Genomic DNA, 19695 nt, shown 5'->3' on the forward strand with positions numbered 1-19695 from the left:
ATCGACGCGCAGCCGACAAGCGCGAAAGACCGCTGAAAGTGTGCAGATTCCCCGATTATCGGGCCAAAGTGGCGCTTACGATCCAGCAGCTGGCGGGCAATTCGATGCGATCGCCCTTGCGATGGCTTTCGAGCATCGTGCGCAATCTCGAGATCGCCCTGTCGCGCTCTTCACCCGACATCGCCGCGATTGCCCGGGCGGCCGGACCAATCCTCAGGAAATAGGAAGTCGCATCGTCGAGCGCATCCGGCCCCTCGCCCGCCACCATACCGTAATCGATGGCGTCGAACCGAAGCGCGCCCCAACCGGCCTCCTCGAGAATTGCCGTCACGTAGTCACGTTCGCCGAAGGCAAACGGCCCGGGCGTGCGCGGATCGGCAGGTGCAGGCAAGACGTCGAGGACCGATGACAATTCCTGCGCCCAGAGGTTTTCGGAGCGTTCGCGAAAACAGGAAAACACCATACGCGCGTCGGGTGAAACCTGGCGGGAAACGTGTGAAAATGCGGCGACCGGATCATCGAAGAACATCACCCCGTGCCGCGAGACGACGAGGTCCGGCCGTCTATCCGATGCAATCCATTGCGAGGCATCTGCCAGTGTGAAGTGGGCATTGGGAAGGTCGGCGGCGCGCTCCCTCGCCACCGCGAGCAATTCCTCGCTGATATCGACACCGGACACCTGCGAAGCGGGAGACATTCGGGCGAGGCTTATCGAAATTTCCCCGGCCCCGCATCCGATGTCCAGCGCATGGTCGAAGGGTTCGGCAGTCGCCGCGGCCACGAGCCGCTCTGTCAGCGGTCCGAAGCTGCGATCGGTCCGTTGCCATTCATGCGCCCAGCTCTTGCCGGTCTTTCCGGTCCATTCGGATCCCGAAACGCTCGCATCAGACATCGTAATAATCCCTGTACCACTGCGTGAAGCGAGCGACCCCGTCCTTGATATCGGTAGCGGGTACGTATCCGGTGAGACTTCGCAGAAGCTCTGCATCCGCCCAGGTCGCGGGCACGTCGCCAGGTTGCATGGGCATCAGGTTGCGTTTGGCTGTCACGCCAAGCGCCGCCTCGATGGCCGCGATCATGTCGCCCAGCTGCACGGGTTTGGAGTTGCCGATATTGACGATCCTCCACGGCGCGACGGGTGACAGGCTGTCACCCTCTGCCACGTCCTCCGGTCCGTCGGGTCGTACCGGCGGCACATCGATCAAGCGGCGAACAGCTTCGACGAGATCTTCCACGTAAGTGAAATCGCGCGACATCTCGCCGTGATTGTACACATCGATCGGCTCGCCCGAGAGCATGGCGCGGGTGAACTTGAAGAGGGCCATGTCAGGCCGCCCCCACGGGCCATAGACCGTGAAAAAGCGGAACATCGTGATCGGCAGGTCGAAGAGGTGCGCGTAGGAATGCGCCATCGCCTCGTTCGCCTTTTTCGTTGCCGCATAAAACGACATCTGGTGGTCGGTCTTCATCGTCTCGCGATACGGCATTTCAGTGTTGGCGCCGTAGGCGGAGGACGTGGAGGCCAGCAGCATATGCTCTGGCGGATGTGCCCGCGCCGCTTCGAGCAACTCGAAGGTCCCGACGAGATTGCTCTCCAGGTAAGAGCGCGGGTTCTCGATGGAGTAACGCACACCCGCCTGAGCAGCGAGGTGCACGACAATGTCGGGCTGCTCGGCCTCGAAAAAGTCCATCAGCAGGCCGGACTGTTCGATCGGCTCGTTGACGATGCGGAAGCCGGGATTCTGCAGCAAATCGGCTTGCCGACGCCGCTTCAGCCCCGGATCGTAATAATCGCTGAGCGAGTCGACGCCGATGACCCGAAAGCCGTCTGCCAGCAGGCGCTTGCACGTGAAATACCCGATAAAACCGGCCGCCCCGGTGACGAGCGCCGTGCGGTTTTCCTGCATCAATCCGCCCCGAAGAGATCGCGCGTGAAGACCTTGTCGCGCACGTCGGCAAGCTCCTCGGTCAAACGGTTCGCCACGATGACATCGGAAGAACGCTTGAACGCCTCGAGGTCGCGCTCGACCCGCGAACCGAAGAAGCTGTCGTCCTCCATGACGGGTTCATAGACGATGACCTCGATGCCCTTGGCCTTGATCCGCTTCATGATCCCCTGGATCGAGGATTGGCGGAAATTGTCCGACCCGGCTTTCATCACGAGGCGAAACACGCCCACAGTCTTGGGCTCTTTCGCGATGATGCGGTCGGCCAGATAGTCCTTGCGGGTCCTATTGGCATCGACGATCGCGCGGATCAGGTTCTGCGGCACCTCGCTGTAATTCGCGAGTAGCTGCTTGGTATCTTTCGGCAGGCAGTACCCGCCATATCCGAATGATGGGTTGTTATAGTGAGAGCCGATGCGCGGATCGTGCCCGATGCCCTCGATTATCTGCCGCGTATCGAGGCCGCGCGACAGGGCGTAGCTGTCCAGTTCGTTGAAGAAAGCCACTCTCATGGCGAGGTAGGTATTGGCGAAAAGCTTGATCGCTTCCGCCTCGTCGGCATCGGTCAGTAGGACCGGTACGTCATCATCCAGCGCCGGTTCGAGCAACAGATCGGCAAATGTCCGGGCCCTGTCCGAACGTTCTCCGACGATGATGCGCGAAGGGTGGAGATTGTCGTAGAGCGCCTTGCCTTCGCGCAGGAACTCGGGGCTGAAAATTATGCGATCGCTGCCAAGGCGCTCCCGCGCCGACGCGACATATCCGACCGGGATCGTCGACTTTATGACGACGGTGACGTCCGAATTTGCGGACAGAACCTTCTGCGTGACGGAATCGACGGCCGAGGTGTCGAAGAAATTGGTCTCGGGGTCGTAATTGGTCGGCACTGCGACAACAGCAAATTTCGCGCCCTCTACCGCTGCGTCGAAATCGGTCGTGAACTCGAGGTCGAGATCGTCCCTCAGCAGGTATTCTTCGACCAGTTCGTCCTGGATGGGCGATTTGCGTTCGCGAAGCATGGCAATCCGCTCTGCGGAAACGTCCACACCGACGACGCTATTATGCTGCGACAGCATGATGGCATTGGACAATCCGACATATCCAAGCCCGAAAACAGCAATCTTCATGGAATTACCTGTCTTGCCTCGTGTGTGTGGGCGTCTGCACGCGAAGGCGCGCCGCCTGATAGATGGTTGGCGCGCCGGCCAACCGCAATGGCGGACCTACCAAACGAAATAGGCTCCACCCTTCTCTCGCGCGCGCTGCCACGCGGGTCGTGCATGAATGGCTTCGACGAAGCGGGCGAGCTTGGGTGCCTTCTCAACGTAACCCTGCATGACCGCAATCTCCGCCGGAAAGCTCATCATGACGTCTGCGGCACTCCAGTCGTTTCCGACGAAATGAAGATCATCGCCGATCTTCTCTTCGGCAAAGGCGATGTGAGCGGCCATCTGCTCGTCCACCCGCGGCATCAATGGGGCGGCGGCATCGCCGAGCCGGCCAGCATAGATCTTGAGCATGACCGGGACGAAAAAGGAACTCTCCCCGAACTGCATCCATTCGAGATGGTCGATCCAGGCATCGCTGGCGCGATCGGGCAGCCAGTCCTTGCCGCCGTGCCGTTCGCACAGATATTCGATGATCGCGCCACTTTCGCTGATCATGCGTCCGTCATCTTCGATGACCGGGGACTTGCCGAGGGGGTGCACCTGCTTGAGTTCCGGCGGTGCAAGATTACTTTCGGCGTCACGCTGATAGGAACGGATCTCGTAATCGGCCCCCAGCTCTTCGAGCAGCCAGAGGATACGCTGCGAACGACTGTTGTTCAGATGATGGACGATTACGGTCATTCCGGGCTCCCGATTGATAGCCGGAACTGCCTAGTCGCACCGGAAACGTATTGCCAGTAGCAGATACGGAAAAGCCGGTGCGGCAACATCCAAAGGGAGTGCGCGCACCGGCTTTCCGTTTCATCGGGAGCACCGGGGGACAGTCCGGCTTGCAAGTGGCAGGGGTTGAAGTGCCACCCACGCTCCCGCTTCGAGGGTCTGTGATCAGTCGTCCGCGTCCGGACCGGTCATCATCTCCTCGGCGACCTCGTCGGTTTTGCCGCGGATGGCGGCTTCCAACTTGGCACACATCTCTGGATTTTCTTTCAGGAAGGTCTTCGCATTCTCGCGGCCCTGGCCGATGCGGACGCTGTCGTAGCTGAACCAGCTGCCCGATTTTTCGACGATGCCGGCCTTCACGCCAAGATCGAGGATTTCGCCGATCTTGGAGATGCCTTCGCCGTACATGATATCGAATTCGACCTGCTTGAACGGCGGAGCGACCTTGTTCTTCACCACCTTCACGCGGGTCGAGTTACCGACCACTTCGTCACGGTCCTTGATCTGGCCGGTGCGGCGGATGTCGAGGCGGACCGAAGCATAGAACTTGAGCGCGTTACCGCCGGTCGTGGTTTCGGGGTTACCGTACATCACGCCGATCTTCATGCGCAGCTGGTTGATGAAGATCACCATGCACTTCGAACGGTTGATCGATCCGGTCAGCTTGCGCAGCGACTGCGACATCAGGCGTGCCTGGAGGCCGACGTGGCTGTCGCCCATCTCGCCTTCGATTTCAGCGCGCGGAACCAGCGCGGCGACGGAGTCGACCACGAGGATGTCGATCGCGTTCGAACGCACCAGCGTATCGGTGATTTCCAGCGCCTGTTCACCCGTGTCAGGCTGCGACACGATCAGTTCGTCGATATCGACGCCCAGCTTCTTGGCATAGACCGGGTCGAGCGCGTGTTCCGCATCGACGAACGCGGCAGTGCCGCCGGCCTTCTGCGCTTCGGCGATGCAGTGCAGCGCCAGCGTGGTCTTACCCGAGCTTTCCGGGCCGTAAACTTCGATCACGCGGCCCTTGGGCAGGCCGCCAATTCCCAGCGCGATATCGAGGCCAAGCGATCCGGTGGAAATCGATTCCACGTTCATCGCTTCCTTGCTGCCCAGCTTCATGGCCGAGCCTTTACCGAACGCGCGGTCAATCTGTGCGAGAGCGGCATCGAGCGCCTTCTGACGGTCTGCAGACATTTCTTTATCCTTCACGAGCTTCAGACTGGCCGCCATGACACATACCCCTTTCGCTTTTCCAGAGCCGTTTTCGACTCTTCAACACAACAGGGTGTACCGCGTTTGTTCCACAAGAACAAGAGTGGAACGAATTTTTTGTTGGAAAGCTAGTCGTTCCGTTCCCGGAACCGCAGGATTCGGCGGGAATTGGCGGGGATTTCAGTCTCGTAGATCAGCCGGCCGTCCTTGATCCGCGTTCCTTTCAGGCCGCGAGTCTTGGTATATCCTGCCGTTCCAAGGTCGAGCCGAACCGTGATCGCGCTATCATTGGCATTGGAAATTTGCGCACGCTTGCGGACCCAGCGGCGCTCTTTCTCGAGGTCCTCCTCATCCACGTGTCCGCATTGGGCGAAAACCTGCGTGCTTTGCGGAAGGTCGAGTTCGATGTCTTCCGACAGCGCGAAATCCCGCAGCCGCGTTTCGGCCACCAGCAATTCGCCAAACGAAGTCGGTTCGTAAATGGCGATACCGCCCATCGGCAGAGACTGCCCCAGGCCCTTGGATTTCTCGTTCGCGGTCGCGAGGATCAGGCGGGCGGGTTCGAAGTACTCGACCTCGTCCGCCTCATCGACCTCGCCGTAGTCGCAACCGACGATATAGATGAACCGCGCCTCGACCTCATCCTTGTCGAGGAAGGCAACCTGCTTCTGTCCTTGTGCGGCGACGGTGACAGGTTCGGGAATGCGATAAAGCTTCAGGTCGCCAAGCGCCTCCTCGGCCGCGATCACGGAGAGCGGCGCGGCGGCTTCCGCCATGACTTTCTGGATCCTGCTGCCGGTCACCACGATCGATTCGGCGTCCATCGCCATCGCGGCCATGGCAGGAGGCGGCGGAGGAGGCGGTGGCGGCGGAGGATACAGGAGCGGCGAACCGGCAGCCGTGCTGCCGAAGGGATAGCAGGTTAGGCGAAGCGGGCGCGCCTCGGGCTCGTCCGCCAGCTCCTCGAAATCGGATTCCACGCTGAGTGTGCCGGCCACTGCCATTAGGGTGGCATCCGGAAAGCTCTGGTTGTTGTCGTTGAGGATGGTGAGCCAGGACAACAGCTCCATCCGCAAGCTGCCATCCGCCCTCGCCTCGTGCAAACGGGCGACGTAATTCGCTTCCCAGTCGAAACCCCATGCGAGGTAGGACAGCGTGGCGGTGTACGTCCCGCCAGTATCGCTGCGCGTATCGATCGAGAATACGGGCTGGGGCGACAGGCCCGAGGGCACTTGGTCGAAGGTCAGCTTTTCAGGCAGGCCCGAGCACCGCACGGCTTCAAAGCCATCCTGCGTTTCCAGCACAAGCCCGCCGTCGGCACGGGTCCTGACAATTGCCTGTTCCGAACGGGCCGCACCGCTTGCCGGGTCGGTGCGCGTTATCGTGACGCGATTGCCGAGCGTACGATCGACGAGCGCTGCAGGGCTGAGCAAATCGGCGTTGCGGTTCTTTTCAATCGTGCCGCCTGGCAGGCCGGTGACGATGGCGCTCACTGCGACCATGCCCTCTGCCACCCCGGTAAAGCGGATCTTCGACTCGCCCGGAGGAAGGGTGACGGTCCTGACCTCGCTGATCATGGCGAAGCCTTCGGGCCAGCGGCGGTCCATCCGCTCGCCCTCGCCCCGCTGCGGATCGCGATAGACCGTCACCGCAAGCTCGTTCGGAGCGGACGCATCGACGGTTTCGCGTGCCAGCAGGCCGCCAGCCGGGACGATGGCTGCGAGTGCCGCAATGAGGAGAAGAGGACGGATCACGCCGATGCGGAAATCAGTAGCGCGTTTCGAAAGTCACGGTGACTTCGCGCTTGCTGTTCGCAGCCACGGGCACCGTCCATTCGCGCCGGTCGAGGCCCACGCTGCGCCCGGTGACGTCTTCGCTGATCACGCGATAATCGCGCGACCACCAGCCGCGGTAGAGGCCGCCCTGGACCAGCTCGACCTCTACCGGCGTCGGCTTCGCATTGGTGATGGTGTAGCGCATCGTGGTGCGCCAGAAGGTCTTGGCCTCCTCCACCTCGATCTCGCGAGTGACTTCGCCGTTCTCGATGACGCGATAGCGGGCGCTCTTCTCGTATTCGCTGGCGGTGATCTTTTCGCGGTCGACGACTTCTGCAAGGACCAGCACGTCGAAGGCGTCGCCCGTGCGCAGCGTCAGTTCGCTGCCCATCGGGGTGTGGCCGATGCTGTTTTCGCCGATGAACTGCGGAGTTCCTTCGGCATCGCGCTGGTAGAAGCGGACCGCCCCGGCAGGCAGGGCATCGCCAAGGCCCTGCTCGCGGCTGGTGCCGAACTGCACCTGGCTGGCGACGTTGATCGACCGGTCGTCATTCGTCAGCCAGTCGACGGTGCGCTGATACCGCCTGCGCGCAGGAACGCTCTGCACATCGAGGAAGCTGACCTGCTTGGTCTGGTTGTTGGCAATCGTGGTGCGTTCGGAAAGGGGGTATAGATAGAAATCGCCGAGACGCTCACGATCTGCGGTTTGAGTACCCGGCACCATCGAGCTGTTGCGCCCCGGAGGCGGAGGCGGGGAACGACGCCCGCGATCATAGCCGTTCGAACCGGGAGATCCGGCGACGAGCAGCGTGTCCGCATTATGGAAGGTTGTGCCGGTCTGGTTGGTCAGCGTCACCCAACCCTGCATGTCGACCGTCCCCTTCTCCTCATCGAACAGGGCGACATAATCGGCGCTCCAGCCGAGGCTCGGCGTGAGATAGCGGATCGACGCGGGCCGCGTTCCGGCGCGGGTGCTGTCCACGGTCACCGACAAGGTCGGCCGCGCGCGCAAATTGGTCGGCACGCGGTCGAAGATCGCCCTCACCGGAAGCCCGTCGTCGCGCAGCACTTCGATACGATCGCCGATCTTGACCACGACGCCGCCCGATGTGGAGAGGACTGTCGCTCGCTCGCGCGTTTCGGCGCCCGTTGCCGGATTGGTGCGGATAAGGGTGATGGTCTGGCCTATGGCCTTTTCCATCAGCTTGGTGGGGGTCAGCAGGTCGAAGTCGAAATTCTGCTCGACGATCCCTGCTCCGGCAGCGGCGAAGCTGAGCGTTTCCGGCCGGATGCGGGCGGAGACGTCGGGAAACTCGATCCGGCTGCGTCCGGCAGCGATCGACAGCTGGCGCACATCCTGAACCAGCGCCTGTCCGTTGTTGTAGATGGTGACCGAAACATCGCCCTGTGCGGTCGCATCGGGGTCCGCCAGCGCCTGTTCCGCGGTCTGGGCCAGCAGCGGAGCGCCGCCGAGAATTGCCAGTCCCGCCAGTGCCGAAATCGAATACGCCTTCATCGCAGTCCCCTTACCGCAGCCAGGGGCGCCCGATTACTTAGGCGTCCGTCTTGGCCTGTTCTCCAAGTACCTCTGATACCTTGCCGTTTATTTGCTGTACGCTGAACGGCTTGGGAATAAAGTGCATGTTGTCGATGTCGATATCGTTACGCAACTGCTCTTCGGCATATCCCGACATGAAAAGGATGGGGATTTTCGGTTTAACCTTGCGAATGGCGCGCGCCATTGCCGGACCGTCCATCGCGGGCATGACCACGTCGGACACGATGAGATCGAATTCGGTCTTGCCATTGGCGATCGCGGCAAGGCCTTCCTCGCCATCGCGTGCGGTGGTCACCTGGTAGCCGGCGCGGGTAAGCGCACGTTCGGCGACTGCACGCACCATGTCCTCGTCTTCCACAAGCAGCAGCTTGCCGCCGCCCGACCATTCGCTGGCCTTGGTCTCTTCCGTATCCTCCGGACGGGTCACGGCGGGCATCTCACCTTTGTGGACCGGCAGGTAGATCGTGAACCGGGCACCGGCAGGTCGTCCGTCGGGGCCGCCGATATTGTCGGCGAAGATGAACCCGTTCGACTGCTTCACGATACCGTAGACGGTAGAGAGGCCGAGGCCGGTGCCCTTCCCCTGCTCCTTGGTCGTGAAGAACGGCTCGAAAATCTTGCTGAGGTGTTCGCCCGGGATGCCGCCGCCCGTGTCCTGCACGATGAGGACGGTGTAATCGTCGGCGGGCATGATATCGATGCCCATCTTGCGCACGTCGCGCGCCGATACGCGGCGCGTGGCGAGCGTCAGGCGACCCTTCCAGTTTTCCTTGCCGGACTTGGCCGCATGGGCCTGCATCGCATCGCGCGCATTCACCGCGAGGTTGATGATGACCTGCTCCAGCTGCTGGGGGTCGGCGCGGACGGGGCCCAACTCGCGGTCGTGGCGCACGGCGAACTCGATCTTGTCGCCCATCAGGCGCTTCAGGAGCTGGCTAACCTCGCTGACCACGTCGGGAAGCTGGAGAACCACGGGACGCAGCGTCTGCTGGCGGCTGAAGGCGAGCAATTGCCGCGTCAGGCTGGCCGCGCGGTTGGAGTTTGCCTTGATCTGCTGGATATCGTCATAGTCGCTATCGCCCGGCGTGTGGCGCAGCAGCATGAGATCGCAATAGCCGATGATCGCGGTCAGCACGTTGTTGAAATCATGCGCGACACCGCCTGCCAGCTGGCCCACGGCCTGCATCTTGGTCGCCTGGGCAACCTGGCGGCGCAGGCGCTTTTCCTCGGTGGAATCGGAGATCGACAGGAGCACAGCCGCATCGCCGAGGCCGCGCACACCGGCAAGGCCGATGGAGACCGGCTCTTCCTTGTCGCCAGACAGGCGGACCGCCATGTCCCCGCTCGACGTTGCGCCTCTGGCAAAGCGGCGCACGGTGTCGGAAATGGCCGGCTTGTCTTCGCGCACCACGAGGTCTGAGGGGAATTGCGGCAGCCCCTTCTCCTCGCGCTCCACCGCGCGCAGGAACGCCTTGTTGGCATAGAGGAAACGCCCGTCGCGGTCGGTCAGCGCAAGGCCAAGCGGCAGTGCGGATAACAGGGCTTCGAGCTGCGGGACGGCAGCCTTGCCGCTTCCCTGCCAGCCACCACCGATACCGACATTGCTATCGACCAGCAGCATCAACGATGGCGACTGGTCGGCGGCCTTCTTCTTGTCCGCCTGCGGCTGGGTCAGCGGAATGTGCACCAGCGTCTGCGGGGTGCCCTGCTGCCCTTCCTGAGCGAAGAAGATGCGATCGCGGTCGTCGGATCGCAGCAGCTGGACGAATTCCTGCCCTGCAAGGCTGTCATTGGGGTTGCCGGCTGCGCGTTCCGCCAGGCCGGGCGTCGCCGACTGGACTATGCCGTCGGGCGCGACCAGCGCCAGTTCGATGCCCGCGCTGGACAGGATAGCGCCGAAAGGTCCGGAAACGCGTTCCGCCAGCGTGTCGTGACCGTCTTCCTCGACCCGCTCACCGAAGCGCCAGACGAGGTAATCCTCGCCCCGCCCTACGCGCTCGATATGCAGGCTGAATTTGCGCTCGGCGGACGGCGTCTCGAGTTCCTCGCTCTGCGCCTCGCCTTCGCGCCAGGCCTGGCGGGCGGCGTCGGCGAGCCGCTTCCTGCCCTGTTCGGACAAGGTGATTTCGTGAGGGGAAACCTGACCGCCGAACCAGTCCTCGTAAGTTGCATTGGCACAAACAAGACGGTTGGCTCGGTCGATGATCGCCACAGCCCTGCGGCGGTTCTCGATTGCGGCTGCTGTCACCGCCCAATCGGGTTGCGCCAGCTGGCCCGCTTCCTCGGGCGCCTTCAACCGCGCAGCGAGCAATAGCGTCAGGAGAACCGTCAGCAAGCCGCCGCCATAAGCCAGCGCCACCAGAGACGATCCGGCAACCAGCCACACCAGCACCACCGACGTCACGAGGGCGAAGGCGATACCAAACAGCAGCGGAATTGGCGGGAGGGCCTGCGCCTCGACCTGATCGGACCCGGTCACTGGCCGCGTTCCTTCAGGCGCTCGCTCAGCCGCTGCTCCATGCGGATCAACCGCTTCCGGCGCTTGCGGGCAACGATGTAGCGCCAGCTGAAACTGGCGATCAGATATCCGATGCCGGCACTGAAGAGCGCGAGTACGAGGAACCCGAAAGCCGTCACGCCGCCGACCTCGAGCCACCGGGCGAGCGCGCCGCCATCCTCGGCAAGCGTACCTGCGCTACCACCGAGGCTGGCATCGATATTCAGCATGGTCTTGCCGGTCTTGTTGGCGACAAGCAGCCAGAACGGCAGGGTGAACGGGTTGGTCACGAAAGTGACGAGCGCCGAAAGCGGCACATTCGCCCGCGCCGGCAGCGCCAGGAAAGCCGCCAGGAAAATCTGCCCGATCGGCACGATAAATGCCGCAAAAAGACCAAGCGCCACCCCGCGCGGCACGCTGCGGCGGGTAAAGCGCCAGAGCTCGGGCGTCAGGAAGCGGTGCGCGATGGGCTTGAGGTACTTGTTGCGCGCCATTTCTTCGCGCGTGGGCATGTATTTGCGGATCAGATCCGCCGCCCAAGTCTTCGACCTCTTATCGCTCATCGCCATCCACCCGACATGGCGTCGGCCCGTGCACTGCACAAGCGGCTGGAACCAGTTTTCTGCGATGAAGAGGCCATGACGAGAGATATGCCTAGCACATTCGACGTTTCCGTCCTGTGAAGCGTCATCCCTTCTCGCGCATCAGGCGAGCCTTGTCGCGCTTCCAATCGCGGTCCTTGATGGTCTGGCGCTTGTCATGCGCCTGCTTGCCCTTGGCCAGCGCCAACTCGACCTTCGCCCGCCCGGTAGAGTTGAAATAGATCGACAGGGGAACAAGCGTCATGCCCTTGCGCTCCACCGCACCGAACAGCTTCTCGATCTCGCGCTCATGCAGCAGCAGCTTGCGTGGGCGGCGCGGTTCGTGATTCAGGCGATTGCCGTGCGAATATTCCGGGATATTGGCGTTGATGAGCCAGACCTGCCCGTCGCGCACCTCGGCATAGCTTTCCTTGATGCTGGCCTCGCCCGCGCGCAACGCCTTTACCTCGGTCCCCTGCAGCGCAAGTCCGGCCTCGAAAGTTTCCTCGACATGATAGTCGAACCGCACACGCCGGTTGTCGGCGACGGTTTTCTGCTTGTCGAAGGTAGCGGGTTTGGGTCGTGCCATATCGGCGGTGCATGTAGGCGCTTGGGATCGAAAGGTGAAGGGAAAGCTCGGCCTTTGGCTGTCCCATCTAACTTAGATTAGCCCGGCGTGCTCCAGGGCTTCGTCGACCGCCTTGCGGCTGGCATCGCTGGCCTTGCAGATCGGCAGGCGCACATCGTCGGGGAACCAGTCGTGCACGCGGCTGAGGGCATATTTCACCGGTGCCGGGCTGGCGTCCGAGAACATCGCGTAGTGCAACGGGAAGAGGCGGTCGTTGATCTCGCGCGCCTTGATCAGGTCGGCTGCGGCAATGGCCTCGTGGAACTCGGCGCATAGGGCAGGCGCGACATTCGCCGTTACCGAAATGCAGCCCGATCCGCCCGCGGCGCTATGCGGAAGCCACAGTTCGTCGTTTCCGGAAAGCTGGCAGAAATCGCGACCGATACCCATGCGGTGATCGGCCACGCGCGACAAATCGCCGCTCGCATCCTTGATGGCGACGATGCGATCGGGATATTTGTTCACCAGTTCGCAGACCGTATCATCCTCGATATCCGTAACCGTTCGACCGGGCACGTTGTAGAGCACGATCGGCAGGTCGCTGTTCTCCGCAAGGAAGCTGAAATGGGCGATCAGGCCCGCCTGGCTCGGCCGGTTGTAATAGGGCGCGACGCACAGGCCCGCTGCAGCCCCTGCCTTCTTGGCAAATTGCATGTGGAGCAAAGCGTTGCGCGTGTCGTTCGACCCGCAACCGGCGATCACGGGCACGCGTCCGGCGGCCTGTTCGATGCAGACTTCGATGACGCGGTGGTGCTCTGCATTGGAGATCGTCGAGGCTTCTCCGGTCGTGCCGCAGGGGACCAGCCCCTTGCTGCCATTCTCGATCTGCCAGTCGACCAGCTTGCGAAACGCAGCCTCATCGAACGATCCGTCGCGAAAAGGAGTCGCAAGAGCGGGAATTGAGCCAGAGAACATTTACGCGAGTCCTGCGTTAGAGGTATGAAAACGGGACGCTTTGTGGCGACCCGTGCCGCAATTCATTCAACGCCTGATAAGGAGGGGCCGGGCACTATGTCCAGCATGGCCATTAAAACTTTCGCTTCGTTCGCATTTCTCTCCGGTACTGCACTGGCGAGCCCCGCAATCGCACAGACGATCGCCGTACCCGAACGCAGCATGGTGGCACAGCAACCCACCCGCATGACGCAGGCGCTGTCGCAGTGGGAATATCTGACGAAGGAAGACGATCTCTCCTTCTCGCAATACGCGGGCTTCCTCTCGACCTATCCGGAATTTCCCAAGGCCGCGCTGATCCAGCGCAGGGCCGAGGCCGCTCTCGATAACGAGGCGATCTCGCCGCAATCGCTGGTCGCCTTTTTCGAGAAGAACCCTCCCCTCTCCAATGGTGCCAAGGCGCGTTATGCATTGGCGCTGGCGGCGATGAACCGTCCCGAGGCATTCGACCTTGCGCGTGAAGCATGGCGTGGCGGTTCGATGAGCGGACCGGCAGAAGCCTATATGCAGGGACTGTTCGGCCAGCGCCTGTCGCCCGAAGATCACGATGCGCGCATGGACGCGCTCCTGTGGCAGGGCCAGCAGGAAGCGGCTGCACGCCAGATCGTGCGCGTCTCGCCCGCCTATCGCGACATGGCCCAGGCGCGGCTTGCGCTTCTCCAGGGCACCGATCCGGTCAGCATCGGCCTCACCGTGCCGTCTGGCGCGATGAACGATAGCGGCTACGTATATAATCTCGCGCGCTATTACCGCAGCAATGGCCGCCTGCCGCAGGCGATCAACCTGCTGGCAACGCGTGCACCCGCATCCAGCCCGGCGTTCGACGGGGCCGACTTCGTTACCGAGGCATTGCGCGTCGCGCAGGGCGCCGGAACTGCCCAGGCGGTCGCCATCGCCAGCAAGGTAGACGACCTCTTCGCGCCCGGGACTGATATCTCCGAAGGCTCCTTCCAGCTGCGCGACAAGTACACCGACCTGATGTGGCTTGGCGGGACGAAGGCGCTTTGGTCGATGGGTGACGGGGCGAAAGCCGCCCCGCTGTTCTATCGCTATGGCGCTGCTGCCAAGACGCAGCTCACCCGCGCGAAGGGCTTTTACTGGGCGGGTCGAGCAGCGGCAAAGGCGGGCGACCGCGATGAAGCGCGCCGTTACTGGGAAATGGCCTCGAGCCACCCCGAGTATTATTATGGCCAGCTGGCGCTCAGCGAGCTTGGCCGTCCGGTGAAGAATTTCGCCAAGGCCGCTCCCGTACAGCCCACCGCTGAACAGCGCGCCGCATTCAATGCCGAGCCGCTGACGCTCGCCCTGCGCGAAATGGCTCGCAATCGCCGCGCGTGGCAGACCGAGCGTGCCTTCTTCGAAGCTATCGCCGAGAATGCCGAAACGCCTGCCGAAATGGCTCTTGTCGCCGAACTAGCCCGCGACACCGGGCTCGAGGAAATGGCGGTCGTTGCCGGAATGGTCGCCGGAGAGCGCGATTTCGCGGACTTCGAATGGCTGGGCTTCCCGACCGTGCCGACGCATTCGGGCGCGAACTGGACCATGGTCCATGCCATCGCGCGGCAGGAAAGCGAGTTCGACCGCACACGCGTCAGCCATGCAGGGGCCCGCGGCATGATGCAGCTGATGCCCGGCACCGCGCGCGAGGAAGCCGGCAAGATCGGCGTCCAGTACATGTCCGCCAGCCTGACGGGCGATCCCGGCTACAACATCCGCCTCGGCGACGCGCATTTCGCACGCCTCATGGATCGCTATAACGGCGCCTATCCGCTGGCCATTGCGGCCTATAACGCGGGCCCGGGCCGGGTGAACCAGTGGCTGCGCCTGAACGGCGACCCGCGCACCGGCGCGGTCGACTGGGTGTCCTGGATCGAGCAGATCCCCGCCAATTTCGAAACGCGCTATTACGTCATGCGCGTGATCGGGAATGCGGTGACCTATGCCAATCTGCACCCTGACAAATCCGCCTCTTACGAGCGAGATATCCGCCATTACGTCGGGCGCTGATCTGCGCTAGGGCTCGCCGCCTTATGCAGACCCGCAGCAACCCGATTACACCGGCAGGCTATGCCGCCATGAAAGCGCGATACGACCATCTCCTGGGCAAGGAACGCCCGGAGATCGTCGAAATCGTGAGCTGGGCTGCGGGCAATGGCGACCGGAGCGAGAACGGCGATTACCTGTATGGCCGCAAGAAAATGCGCGAGATCGACCGCGAGCTCGCCCATCTCGCCCGGCGCATGAAGGCCGCACAGGTCATCGCCCCGACCGACCAGCCGGACAAGAGCAAGGCCTTCTTCGGCGCGCGCGTCACGATGGCCGACGAGAACGACAACGAGAAAACCGTCACTCTCGTCGGCGACGATGAGCAGGACGCAGGCAAGGGCCGGATCGGCTGGTCCAGCCCCCTCGCCCGCGCATTGAGGGGTGCAAGCGTCGGGGATTTGCGCACGGTCAGGCTTCCATCCGGCGTGAAGGAATGGGAAGTCGTCGCCATCGACTATGACTAGGATCGCCGCCGCCCTCGCCGTGATGATCGCCGCAGCCACTCCGCTTGCGGCCAAGGATAGCCTCGGCGTGTTTTCCGGCTGGGCCGCCTTTCGCGACGCCAATGTGCCACGTTGCTATGCAATCGCCGCTGCCGAACCTACGCGCGACGGCACCGCATCGAGCGGCTACGCTACGATAGGACACTGGCCGAAACGGAGCATTCGCGGTCAGGTCCACCTGCGCCTGTCGCAACCCCTGCGCGCCAAACAGGCCAGTTTGCGCATCGGCCGCCAGAGCTTTTCCGTCACAGTCGACGGGAACAAGGCCTGGGCGCGGGACAAGGCCATGGACGCCGCGATCGTCGCCGCCATGCGGTCGGCACCGTCGATGCGCATCACGGCGATCGGTACGAATGGCCGCCGCTTCACCGACACTTACGAACTTGCAGGCGCCGCAACGGCGATCGACGCGGCCACCCTGGGCTGTCGACGCTTCAGATAAAGAAAGGGCCGATGGCATCGCTGCCACCGGCCCTTCACTTCACTCAGGTTCGATTAGAAACGGTAGCCGAAGCCGACCATGACCTGGTGACGGTCGGTGTCGATTTCACCGACATCGACGTCGGCAATGTCGCCTTCGAAGTCGAGTTCCGCATCGCTGTAGTTCGAATAGCGATACTCGACCTTGGCGAAGGTGTTCGCATCCAGCGCGTATTCGACGCCGGCACCCAGGCGATAGCCATCGGTGTCGAGCTTGGCGGCGTATTCTTCACCGTCGAACGAGCTGTTGATGTTGTAACGACCGTTCGTGTAGCCGCCCTTGGCGTAGATGAGCAGGTCCGGCTGTGCGAGCACACCGACACGGGCGCCGACATAGATGTCGCGGCCAGCGTTCACATCGCCGAGACCGAAGCCTTCAAAATCGCCGTTATCGAATTCGACGTCTGCGGTGGAATCGGTCAGTTCACCTTCAAGGCCGAGGACCACGCCGCCGGCATTGAAATCGTAACCGAGGCCGACGCCATAAACGACGCCTTCGATCGACTGGTCGTTGTCTTCGTTCACATCGTCATCGATCGAGCTGCCCGCCTTGCTGACGTCGTAACCGCCGACGACTTCGACGCGCGGGCCGGTGAACGGCGAGTTGTCCTGGGCGGCGGCAGGGGCTGCCATGGCGATTGCCGAACCGGCGACCAGAAGTGTTGCGACCTTTTTCATAGTAAACTCCATTGTTGTTTTCGACGCGCCATGTGCGGCGCGTGGACCCAATCAACGGCAGTTTCCCACTTGCGTTTCATTAACCTCGCACAACAAGAAAGTGTTGCAGGTGCGCAACAAAATTAGCGACGAAATGCATCCTGCCGTCGACCAAATGCAGCAGGCGAGAATTTCGACGAACGGTGCGGGAAACCGGCGAATTGCCGGAAACCGAATGCATGGTCCCGCATTGTGCACGCCCCTTTCCTTTCGCCCTTCGCGCGCCTATATGCGCCGCTCCCATGGCCGATACGACTTTGATGAGCATCCCCGGGCAGGTTGACCCGGTTCCTGTCGCGCGTGACATCACGCCGCGTCCCGACGGGCGCGTGGATCTGATGGGCCTGCCCAAGGCGCGTATCCGCGAACTGTTCGAAACCGCAGGACTGGAAGCGAAGCAGGCGAAGCTGCGCTCCAAGCAGGTGTTTCACTGGCTCTATCATCGCGGCGTCACCGATTTCGAAGCGATGACGGACATCGCCAAGACGATGCGCCCCTGGCTGACCGAGCGTTTTGTCATCGGCCGTCCCGAGGTGGTAGAGGCCCAGCATTCGAACGACGGCACCCGCAAATGGCTGTTGAAGACCGCTGACGGGCACGAGTTCGAAATGGTCTTCATCCCCGATGCCGATCGCGGAACGCTGTGCGTGTCGAGCCAGGTGGGCTGCACACTCAACTGCCGCTTCTGCCACACCGGCACCATGCGCCTCGTGCGTAACCTGACGCCGGGCGAAATCGTGGGTCAGGTCATGCTGGCGCGCGATGCGCTGGGCGAATGGCCCAAGGGCAAGATGGATTTCGCCGAGGAAGCGGACGAAACCGAATACCGCGCAGACGGCCGCCTGCTGACGAATATCGTCATGATGGGCATGGGCGAACCGCTCTACAATTTCGAGAACGTGCGCGACGCACTGAAGCTGGTGATGGATGGCGAAGGCCTGGCCCTCTCCAAGCGCCGCATCACGCTGTCGACCAGCGGCGTGGTACCGGCAATGGAACGCTGCGGCGAAGAAATCGGCGTGAACCTCGCCGTGTCGCTCCACGCGGTGACCAAGGAAGTCCGCGACGAGATCGTCCCGATCAACAAGAAGTACGGCATCGAGGAACTGCTTGCGGCGTGCGCCGCCTATCCGGGTGCCAGCAACGCCCGTCGCATCACCTTCGAATACGTGATGCTGAAGGACAAGAACGATTCCGACGACGATGCGCGCGAACTGGTGCGCCTCATCAAGGAATACGACCTTCCCGCCAAGGTGAACCTGATCCCGTTCAACCCCTGGCCCGGCGCACCCTATGAATGCTCCACGCCCGAGCGCGTGCGCGCTTTTTCGAACATCGTCTTCGAAAACGGCATTTCCGCGCCGGTTCGTACCCCGCGCGGCCGCGATATCGATGCGGCTTGCGGCCAGCTGAAGACCACTGCCGAAAAGAAATCGCGCGCCCAGCGTGATCGCGAAGCGGCAGAGGCCGGAGCCGCGCAGGAGTGAGCGCGGACGCGGACACGATCGCCTATTACGAGGCGAACGCGCCGCGCTACACCCTGTCATTCGGCCAAGGGCCGAGCCGCTTTCTCGACGCATTCCTCGACCGGCTTGATGCCGGTGCGGAAATCCTTGAACTCGGCTGCGGGAGTGGCCGGGATTCCGCGCGCATGGTCGAACGCGGGTTTGCGGTCGATCCGACCGACGGGACCGAGGCCATGGCCCGCAAGGCCCGCGAACGCTTCGACCTGCCGGCACGCAAGCTGCTGTTCTCCGAGCTCGACGCGCAAAGTGCCTATGATGCGATCTGGGCACACGCATGCCTGCTGCACCTGCCCCGCGTCGCTCTTCCCCCCGTCCTGCGATCCATCCACGCCGCCCTGCGTCCCGGCGGCCTGCACTTTGCCAATTACAAACTCGGCGACGAGGTGCATCCGGACGAAGGCCGCGATCCGCTGGGACGCTGGACCAATCTCCCCTCGCCCGAATGGCTGGAGGAGCGGTACTGCGAAGCGGGATTCACCATCCTCGATGCCATACGCTATCGCGGAGAAGGGGCCGACGGCGTGCAGCGCGACTGGTATGCCCTGACTGTCGGGCGCGCTGGCGATTGACCGCGGCGGCCCAACCCTTTCCTACTTTGGCGCCTTGTGCTGGAAAGGGGCGGATGACTGTGCTGACGCCCTGTAGAACGACCGGAAGCCGCCACTTGCAAGGTTGGCAGGATTTACTCCCCTGGACCGTGTTCCACCCGTTCCATTCTGTAGGATTGCCAGGCCTGTCATGACCATTCGCATCGACGCCATCTGCATCGGCCTGCCAAAGCCCTTCAACGGCGCGGAACTCAGCGCCATCGACAAACGCCCGCTTGAAGGAAAGGCGACCTTTCGCAGTTTCGGCATCGAAGGGGATATGGTCGCCGATACGAAGCACCACGGCGGGATCGACATGGCGGTGCACCAGTATCCGACCGACCATTATCGCAAGTGGTACGAGGTGCTGGGAGGACATCCCCTTCTGACAGGCCCTGCCCCTTTCGGCGAGAACCTGATGGTCGCGGGCCTGAGAGAGGACGGGGTCCTTATCGGCGATCGTTTCCGTCTCGGGACTGCCTTGCTGGAAGTCAGCCAGCCTCGCCAGCCATGCTGGAAGATAGAGCATCGCTTCGGCCGCAAGGGCATGGTGGCGCACATCCTCGGCGCGCACAATTGCGGCTGGTACTACCGCGTCGTCGAGGAAGGCGAGGCCGAGGCGGGCGACGAATTGCGCAAGGTCGAGGACGGCCATGCTGACTGGAGCGTCGCCCGCGTTTTCGCGGCTCTCTACGACCCGGCGGCAAACCCGAATCAGGACGAGTTGCGTGCGATTGCCGGGCTCGACCGGCTCACCGGAAAATGGCGCGAGAAGGCACGTGGCAGATTGAAATCATAG

The 19695-nt window shown here is 62.6% G+C and carries 18 protein-coding genes; 6 read left to right on the forward strand and 12 right to left on the reverse strand.

The genetic code is table 11. The features are described 5' to 3' along the window. Window positions 1-55: 55 nt before the first annotated feature. The 11 genes from BM173_RS05700 to dapA form a co-directional block, all read right to left on the reverse strand. Entirely contained in the window at window positions 56-892 is an 837-nt protein-coding gene (locus BM173_RS05700; RefSeq protein WP_177201822.1) for a class I SAM-dependent methyltransferase, read from the reverse strand. Continuing rightward, a complete protein-coding gene (locus BM173_RS05705) occupies window positions 885-1907 on the reverse strand; it encodes an NAD-dependent epimerase/dehydratase family protein (protein ID WP_090478619.1) in 1023 nt (340 codons plus the stop codon). The genes BM173_RS05700 and BM173_RS05705 overlap by 8 nt, the downstream gene beginning before the upstream one ends. Continuing rightward, window positions 1907-3073 (reverse strand): nucleotide sugar dehydrogenase, encoded by a 1167-nt coding sequence (locus tag BM173_RS05710; protein ID WP_090478622.1) that lies wholly within the window; start codon window positions 3071-3073, stop codon window positions 1907-1909. The genes BM173_RS05705 and BM173_RS05710 overlap by 1 nt, the downstream gene beginning before the upstream one ends. A gap of 96 nt (window positions 3074-3169) precedes the next feature. Next, window positions 3170-3796 carry a glutathione S-transferase family protein gene (locus BM173_RS05715; RefSeq protein ID WP_090478625.1) on the reverse strand — a complete coding sequence of 209 codons (627 nt, stop codon included), beginning with the start codon at window positions 3794-3796 and terminating at the stop codon, window positions 3170-3172. Between the two features lie 204 nt (window positions 3797-4000). Next, window positions 4001-5062: a recombinase RecA gene (recA, locus tag BM173_RS05720; RefSeq protein WP_090478629.1), complete on the reverse strand. Its 1062-nt coding sequence runs from the start codon at window positions 5060-5062 to the stop codon at window positions 4001-4003. Window positions 5063-5172: 110 nt separating this feature from the next. Beyond that, window positions 5173-6798 (reverse strand): DUF4139 domain-containing protein, encoded by a 1626-nt coding sequence (locus BM173_RS05725; RefSeq protein ID WP_090478631.1) that lies wholly within the window; start codon window positions 6796-6798, stop codon window positions 5173-5175. A gap of 13 nt (window positions 6799-6811) precedes the next feature. Next, window positions 6812-8335 (reverse strand): DUF4139 domain-containing protein, encoded by a 1524-nt coding sequence (locus BM173_RS05730; RefSeq protein ID WP_090478634.1) that lies wholly within the window; start codon window positions 8333-8335, stop codon window positions 6812-6814. 37 nt (window positions 8336-8372) lie between these two features. After that, window positions 8373-10856 carry a hybrid sensor histidine kinase/response regulator gene (locus BM173_RS05735; protein WP_090478638.1) on the reverse strand — a complete coding sequence of 828 codons (2484 nt, stop codon included), beginning with the start codon at window positions 10854-10856 and terminating at the stop codon, window positions 8373-8375. After that, the gene (locus BM173_RS05740; protein WP_090480160.1) at window positions 10853-11437 is read right to left on the reverse strand and encodes a DUF2062 domain-containing protein; all 585 of its coding nucleotides are present in this window, start codon (window positions 11435-11437) and stop codon (window positions 10853-10855) included. The genes BM173_RS05735 and BM173_RS05740 overlap by 4 nt, the downstream gene beginning before the upstream one ends. 124 nt (window positions 11438-11561) lie before the next feature. Further along, the gene (gene smpB / locus BM173_RS05745) at window positions 11562-12044 is read right to left on the reverse strand and encodes an SsrA-binding protein SmpB (protein ID WP_090478640.1); all 483 of its coding nucleotides are present in this window, start codon (window positions 12042-12044) and stop codon (window positions 11562-11564) included. Window positions 12045-12116: 72 nt separating this feature from the next. Continuing rightward, window positions 12117-12998 (reverse strand): 4-hydroxy-tetrahydrodipicolinate synthase, encoded by an 882-nt coding sequence (dapA, locus tag BM173_RS05750; protein WP_090478643.1) that lies wholly within the window; start codon window positions 12996-12998, stop codon window positions 12117-12119. 105 nt (window positions 12999-13103) lie between these two features. On the opposite strand from dapA, the gene BM173_RS05755 reads away from it, so the two are divergent. The 3 genes from BM173_RS05755 to BM173_RS05765 are packed head-to-tail and all read left to right on the forward strand — an operon-like array spanning window position 13104 to window position 16028. Then, window positions 13104-15044, forward strand: a complete 1941-nt coding sequence (locus BM173_RS05755) for a lytic transglycosylase domain-containing protein (protein ID WP_245755791.1) — start codon at window positions 13104-13106, stop codon at window positions 15042-15044. 23 nt (window positions 15045-15067) lie between these two features. Next, on the forward strand, window positions 15068-15547 hold the full coding sequence (locus BM173_RS05760; RefSeq protein ID WP_090478649.1) for a GreA/GreB family elongation factor: 480 nt from the start codon (window positions 15068-15070) through the stop codon (window positions 15545-15547). After that, window positions 15540-16028, forward strand: coding sequence for an invasion associated locus B family protein (locus BM173_RS05765; protein WP_090478652.1), 489 nt, complete (start codon window positions 15540-15542; stop codon window positions 16026-16028). The genes BM173_RS05760 and BM173_RS05765 overlap by 8 nt, the downstream gene beginning before the upstream one ends. Window positions 16029-16081: 53 nt before the next feature. On the opposite strand, the gene BM173_RS05770 is transcribed toward BM173_RS05765, so the two are convergent. Further along, window positions 16082-16744, reverse strand: a complete 663-nt coding sequence (locus tag BM173_RS05770) for an outer membrane protein (RefSeq protein WP_090478655.1) — start codon at window positions 16742-16744, stop codon at window positions 16082-16084. 281 nt (window positions 16745-17025) lie between these two features. On the opposite strand from BM173_RS05770, the gene rlmN reads away from it, so the two are divergent. From rlmN to BM173_RS05785, 3 genes are all read left to right on the forward strand, one after another. Then, on the forward strand, window positions 17026-18270 hold the full coding sequence (rlmN, locus tag BM173_RS05775; protein ID WP_090478657.1) for a dual-specificity RNA methyltransferase RlmN: 1245 nt from the start codon (window positions 17026-17028) through the stop codon (window positions 18268-18270). Next, a complete protein-coding gene (locus tag BM173_RS05780) occupies window positions 18267-18878 on the forward strand; it encodes a class I SAM-dependent methyltransferase (RefSeq protein ID WP_090478659.1) in 612 nt (203 codons plus the stop codon). The genes rlmN and BM173_RS05780 overlap by 4 nt, the downstream gene beginning before the upstream one ends. Before the next feature lie 169 nt (window positions 18879-19047). Further along, window positions 19048-19695 (forward strand): MOSC domain-containing protein, encoded by a 648-nt coding sequence (locus tag BM173_RS05785; RefSeq protein ID WP_090478662.1) that lies wholly within the window; start codon window positions 19048-19050, stop codon window positions 19693-19695.

The sequence above is a fragment of the Qipengyuania nanhaisediminis genome (genome assembly GCF_900115585.1).
GTDB classification, from domain to species: domain Bacteria; phylum Pseudomonadota; class Alphaproteobacteria; order Sphingomonadales; family Sphingomonadaceae; genus Qipengyuania; species Qipengyuania nanhaisediminis.

Bases quoted from the DNA above. Each gene is read 5' to 3' on its own strand.
- BM173_RS05700 (WP_177201822.1), bottom strand. From the start codon at position 892: ATGTCTGATGCGAGCGTTTCGGGATCCGAATGGACCGGAAAGACCGGC.
- BM173_RS05705 (WP_090478619.1), bottom strand. From the start codon at position 1,907: ATGCAGGAAAACCGCACGGCGCTCGTCACCGGGGCGGCCGGTTTTATC.
- BM173_RS05710 (WP_090478622.1), bottom strand. From the start codon at position 3,073: ATGAAGATTGCTGTTTTCGGGCTTGGATATGTCGGATTGTCCAATGCC.
- BM173_RS05715 (WP_090478625.1), bottom strand. From the start codon at position 3,796: ATGACCGTAATCGTCCATCATCTGAACAACAGTCGTTCGCAGCGTATC.
- recA (WP_090478629.1), bottom strand. From the start codon at position 5,062: ATGGCGGCCAGTCTGAAGCTCGTGAAGGATAAAGAAATGTCTGCAGAC.
- BM173_RS05730 (WP_090478634.1), bottom strand. From the start codon at position 8,335: ATGAAGGCGTATTCGATTTCGGCACTGGCGGGACTGGCAATTCTCGGC.
- BM173_RS05740 (WP_090480160.1), bottom strand. From the start codon at position 11,437: ATGAGCGATAAGAGGTCGAAGACTTGGGCGGCGGATCTGATCCGCAAA.
- smpB (WP_090478640.1), bottom strand. From the start codon at position 12,044: ATGGCACGACCCAAACCCGCTACCTTCGACAAGCAGAAAACCGTCGCC.
- dapA (WP_090478643.1), bottom strand. From the start codon at position 12,998: ATGTTCTCTGGCTCAATTCCCGCTCTTGCGACTCCTTTTCGCGACGGA.
- BM173_RS05755 (WP_245755791.1), top strand. From the start codon at position 13,104: ATGGCCATTAAAACTTTCGCTTCGTTCGCATTTCTCTCCGGTACTGCA.
- BM173_RS05760 (WP_090478649.1), top strand. From the start codon at position 15,068: ATGCAGACCCGCAGCAACCCGATTACACCGGCAGGCTATGCCGCCATG.
- BM173_RS05765 (WP_090478652.1), top strand. From the start codon at position 15,540: ATGACTAGGATCGCCGCCGCCCTCGCCGTGATGATCGCCGCAGCCACT.
- BM173_RS05770 (WP_090478655.1), bottom strand. From the start codon at position 16,744: ATGAAAAAGGTCGCAACACTTCTGGTCGCCGGTTCGGCAATCGCCATG.
- rlmN (WP_090478657.1), top strand. From the start codon at position 17,026: ATGGCCGATACGACTTTGATGAGCATCCCCGGGCAGGTTGACCCGGTT.
- BM173_RS05785 (WP_090478662.1), top strand. From the start codon at position 19,048: ATGACCATTCGCATCGACGCCATCTGCATCGGCCTGCCAAAGCCCTTC.